This window comes from Parendozoicomonas sp. Alg238-R29, from assembly GCF_947331445.1.
Lineage (GTDB): Bacteria > Pseudomonadota > Gammaproteobacteria > Pseudomonadales > Endozoicomonadaceae > Sansalvadorimonas.
Genome location: NZ_CAMZOG010000143.1, coordinates 1 through 5,537 on the forward strand (window position 1 = coordinate 1; position 5,537 = coordinate 5,537).

The window sequence follows — 5,537 nt, forward strand, 5'->3', positions numbered from 1 at the left end:
TTACACGACAGAAACCGGTGCTCAGAAGTATAGTTCATGCACCAACATGTATTGTGAACAGAGCCTCCGCAGCGGTGGTAACACAGGTAGATATTGAGGTTTTACTCAAGCCGTTGATAAAGGTGGCAACTGGTGATTTGAGGTTTTTCTTGGAGCACTGAGCGCAAGATGTGTTTTTTCCTGATGCTAAGCCGGGCACAGCTTTCGATGATCTGCCGAAAGTCAGTGTCATCTATGATGACCTCCGACCATTACGTATGAGTGAGAATTCTAGACGCTTATCAACAACACTATTGAACAGAACCTTGCCAAAAGTATTGCGATTGCGTTAATTGGGATGAGAATAGAAGGCGATAAACTTGGGAAAAGTGTGGCATTACGATACTTGCAGTATTCATTAAGGAAGGTTGTTTTCTTGTGATACCATGGTTCCATATTTGTGAAAATTATTACAATAAATAACAGGTAGATTCGATGAAGCGATTATTAATAACCGCTCTATTTCTTCTTACGGGTTGTTCATCTGTCTCTCATCTGACAATTCAGCAGCCAGAAGCTGTTACTCCTAGGCTGGAAAGTACGATGATGGCGGGTGTCTCATCAGTTGATATTACGCCTCCTCCGGGTTTGCCTATGGGGGGATACTCCATGATGGCGAACAAGGGCAAAGGATTTCGTACTCGCTTAAAAGCCAGAACTGTTTATTTGAACGATGGACAGGGGAAATCTATGGCTTTGATACAGATGGACCTGTTTGCAGGTTCTTTGCTGCTTCAGCATCAGGTGGCATCAGCAGTTGCTGAAAAAACTGGTCTGAATCCGGCAGATATTGCAGTAATGGGAACTCACACACATTCAGCGCCAGCCAACTTTCACCACAATGATTTTTATAACAAGCATGCCTCCAGTGGGGCAGGGCTGGAGAAACGCTTTCTTGATTTTGTGTCCACTCGCATAGCAGAAGGTGTTGAGGAAGCCTGGGCTAAGCGTCGCCCGGCTAAAGTCGCTACAGGCCGCAAGGATATTTATGGCGTAAATCGTAATCGTTCACTGGCGTCTTATAAACTGAACGCCGGTCAGGAAAATCAGGATGATGTGTTCAAGGCGGTAAACCCCGCTCTGTATATGATTCGGGTTGATGCCCAGGATGATGACGGCAGCTGGAAACCTTTAGGTGCCTTCTCCAGTTTTTCGATTCATGCCACGACTATAAGTGCTCCTGTCGATGTGTATAACGCAGACTTGTTTGCTTATGCCCAGCGTGAAGTAGAGTGGAATATTGCTGAGAAATATCAGCCACAATGGCCAGTTATTCATGGCCTCACCACCGGCGCCCATGGTGATATGGCTCCGGCTTTGCCTTTCCGCGGAGACAGCCTGTTCGCGCATCTGCCAGTTAACTGGAAAGAATCCCGTGATGTGGGAACTAAGCTCGGCAATGAAGCCTGGATGATGTTCGAAGAATTGGGTTCAGAGCTGAGTGATTCTCTTATCCTTCGTACAGCTGCCCGTGAAATTAATATTCGCGAAAATAATAAAGTGGCCGGTGTAGACATCTGTAAAGACCCTGCCGCGGGCAATGCTCTGGCGGGAGGTGCATTTGAACGCAGAACTCCTTGGCTTGCCGCGCTGCCAATCTTTCAGGGCGGAAATGATATGGCACGCAGAAACTGGTTTACGGATAGCTGCCACGGGCGTAAACGTATTCTTGGATTCAGTGCTTTACAGCCAATTGCCGAACCCAAAGAAAGCTTCCCAACGACTGTCCTGTTTCAGCTTTTACAGGTTAATGATTTAGCCATTCTGCCACTGCCTTTTGAGGTCACTGCAGAATCCGGCCGCCGCATCGGTGAGCAAGTTATTGCCGAGTATCGCAGGGCAGGCGACTCCGTACTTAAGCATGCAGCTGTGATCAGTACATCCAATGGTTACTTTGGCTACACCACCACGCCGGAAGAATATGATCGCCAAAATTACGAAGGTGGCCACACCTTGTACGGTCGGAATATGACGCCTTATATCTCGGTACAGCTTGGTAGCCTTGCGGAAGATTTGCTTGCCACCGGCAATATTCAAGAGCTTCTTCCCGAGTGGTCTTATTCCCTGAAAGCAGCAGACTTTCTTCCCGAGCCTGAGTTTGGCAAGGGTGAGAGGGTGGTGCTCAGTGAACCAGTTTACCGGGAAGCCCGTAAAATTTACCAAGAACCCTATATTGCTTTTCGCTGGCAGGATGCTGGGGTAACAGGCATCAACCTCCATGAAAGTCTTGTGAGTGTGGAAGTGAAAACAGAAAATGGGTGGAAACTGCTTGAAATAGACAGCAAACCAATTTCTGATGATGGTTACGATCTAGAAGTTCGAAAAGTTGCTAACGCTAAAAATGGCATGGCGATTTGGGAAACCCGCTGGTACAACCCTGCTGATATGAAAACTGGAGAATACCGGTTCGCTATAGAACCAAGAGGCAACTCTGGTAGGGTGTATTCAAAGATCTTTTAGTAAAGTGCTACTGAGTGTTGTAACGATGTGTATGACTAGCTCCCAAATAAGTCAATTGGGAGCTGGCTTCTGTGGAGAGCTCTTCTAGATTTCTCTGTGAGCCTGATGAAAACACACACTGAGGGAGATATCCCATGTCACAACAATCAAGACGCCAGTTTCTTAAATTGGCTACCGGCGTCGTTTTAATCCCAGCCCTGAATGTTGAGAGCTTGCAAGCTGCAGATTTGGCTCCTCTGAGAGAGGATGAGCCGACAGCTGTGGCGCTCAAATACAAAAAATCGGCAGCGGATGCAGTTAATTTTCCTAACTTCAAGGCGGGCAGCCGGTGCGACAACTGCATGCACTATCAAGATCAGACTAAAGGGTGCAATATTTTTCCCGGTAAATCTGTTGAACCTGGTGGTTGGTGTGCGGTATGGGCTGCCAAACCTGCATAGATTTCCCACTCTGCTCCAGAATTCGCATAGTAAATAATTCTGGAGCATTCCCCTCACTCCCCGTAACCTTGATTTCAATAAGAACAAAAATGAAATGAGGTCTGGATATGTTTGCCCAGCTACGTCAGTTGTTATTGTTCATCATTGTTATGGCTTTTCTTGGTGCGCTTTCTCTTTATGGCATTCTTTCCCTCAGTCTTCCGGAACTGGATGGAAAGGTTCACTCACGAACTATTAAAGATAACGTTCAGGCTTTTCGAGATAAACAAGGTATTCCAACGATTCAGGGTGAAAGTCGCAGTGATGTGGCATTTGTAACCGGTTATCTCCATGCACAGGATCGCTTTTTTCAAATGGATCTTAATCGGCGTAATTCCGCTGGTGAGCTGTCAGAGCTGTTTGGTGAAATAGCTTTGAATCATGACAAAAAAGTTCGTATTCATCGGTTTCGGGAAGTTGCCAGACAAGTAGTCGCCGATTTAGACGAAAACAGTCGTCAGATGCTTTTGGCATATACCAATGGTGTGAATCAGGGAATGACTGATCTTACCAGTCGGCCTTTCGAGTATTGGCTACTGAATCAGGCTCCCAGGGAGTGGTCTCCAGAAGATTCGTTCCTGGCAGTGTTCAGTATGTATCTGGATTTGAATGATGAGCTGGCGGCTATGGATCAGGCGAAAGGTTTTCTCAGCAGCGTAGCAGGCAGGGAGGTCACCGAGTTTTTATCGCCACCACAAACCCGCTGGGACGCTCCACTTGTAGAAGACAATAGCCGTGAACCAACTATTCCAGGGTTAGAGCTGGTTGATTTTAGGGAGATGGCAGTTTCTTCTTTCGCCACACTGACCGGAACTCTTAAACCTGTGTCTGCCATTGGCAGTAATAACTTTGCGGTTTCTGGTCAGTTAAGTAAAACCGGTGGTGCTATTGTTGAAGACGATATGCATCTGGGGTTACGTGTTCCGACAACCTGGTACCGTGCTCAGTTGGTTTATAAAGATCAAAACAGGGAGCGACGGGTTAATGGCCTTACTCTTCCTGGTACGCCCTTTGTTGTTGTAGGAACCAACGGCTCGGTAGCATGGGCCTTTACCAACAGTTATGGAGACTGGAACGACCGGGTTACTTTGGAACTGACTGAAGACGGACAATACATGACGTCTGAAGGCCCGAAGGAATTTGAACTGCGGGAGGATGTTATTGCAATTAAGGGGCAGGAAGCCATTCTCCATAAAACCCGCTACACCATCTGGGGGCCTGTAAAGCAATCCAGGTTTGATGGGTCTTTTCAAGCATTACGCTGGACAGCCCAGAACCCTGAAGCGACCAATGGCAACCTCTATCTGTTGGAGCAGGCGGATGATATTTACGAAGCCATTAACGTTGCCAATATCAGTGGAATCCCGGCTCAGAACTTCACAACAGGTGACAGCAAAGGAAATGTTGGTTGGTCTATCGCCGGCCGTATCCCAACACGCTCCGGCGTCGATTCCACTTACCCACTGACTTGGCAGCAGGCCGAGGAAAACTGGAAGGAATGGCTGCCTGTGGATAACTATCCCATGGTGATTAATCCGGAGAGTGGGCGTATTTGGACAGCAAATTCCCGGGTTGCCAGTGGTACCGATTACAGCAAAATTGGTAATGGCGGTTACGCTCCTGGCCCGCGTTCTATGCAGATTCGAGATGCTCTTGCAAAGAAGGAGTCATTCAAAGAGGAAGACCTGCTTGAAATCGCTCTTGATAATTCTGCTTTATATATGAGCAGCTGGCGGGAAGTGGTTTTGAAAGTTGTTGAGGCTGACGATTCCAGAAAAGAGGGCCGAGCCGAATTTGCCCGGCTTGTGGATAACTGGTCTGGCCGAGCTGCAACCGATGATGTGGGTTACCGATTGGTTCGGGAGTTTCAGGATGCGGCCAAGCTGAAAGTTTTGAGTTATTTAGGCCGTTACTTCCTTTTGAGGGCCGGGGTTGAAGGAAAGGTAGAAGATAGCTGGATGCAGGAATTGAATCGGGAAGAATCTGCAATTCTCCGTTTATTGGAGCAGCAGCCTGAGAATTGGTTACCGCCGGTATATAGTTCCTGGAATGATTTAATTCTCGAAGTTATTGATGAGGTAATCGCTGATTTGGGGGGCGCGCACCAACTTGCGGACAAAACCTGGGGAGAGCGTAATACCGCTAAAATCAACCATCCTCTTTCTGGTGCGTTACCCATCGTAGGTGAGTGGCTGAATATGCCGGCAGTTGAGCTGGCGGGAGATACCTGGATTCCAAATGCACAAAAACCGTATGAAGGTGTATCCGAACGAATGATTGTATCCCCTGGATACGAAGAACAGGGGATTATGCATATCCCGGGTGGCCAGAGTGGGCACCCGCTCTCTTCGTTTTACCAGGCAGGCTTTAAGGATTGGCTGAAAGGAAAACCAAGTCCTTTTCTACCGGGTGAAACCAAATACACGCTTACTTTCAAAGCGATACATTAGGGGGCTCAACTAGCAGCCTGTCGGACTTAAAACGTCAATCAAGATAGAATCGAACATCCAGTTGCAGTGGCGTCAAGCTCTATGAATAAATGGATATTCAAACCCGTTG

3 protein-coding genes are annotated in these 5,537 nt (G+C 47.5%); all 3 read left to right on the forward strand.

What is annotated here, in order from left to right; translation table 11 throughout:
* The first annotated feature begins 474 nt into the window (after positions 1–474).
* Positions 475–2,499: a neutral/alkaline non-lysosomal ceramidase N-terminal domain-containing protein gene (locus QMA35_RS20690; RefSeq protein WP_281649045.1), complete on the forward strand. Its 2,025-nt coding sequence runs from the start codon at positions 475–477 to the stop codon at positions 2,497–2,499.
* Positions 2,500–2,633: 134 nt separating this feature from the next.
* A complete protein-coding gene (locus QMA35_RS20695; RefSeq protein WP_281649046.1) occupies positions 2,634–2,939 on the forward strand; it encodes a high-potential iron-sulfur protein in 306 nt (101 codons plus the stop codon).
* 107 nt (positions 2,940–3,046) lie between these two features.
* Positions 3,047–5,428 (forward strand): penicillin acylase family protein, encoded by a 2,382-nt coding sequence (locus QMA35_RS20700; protein WP_281649047.1) that lies wholly within the window; start codon positions 3,047–3,049, stop codon positions 5,426–5,428.
* Positions 5,429–5,537 lie beyond the last annotated feature (109 nt).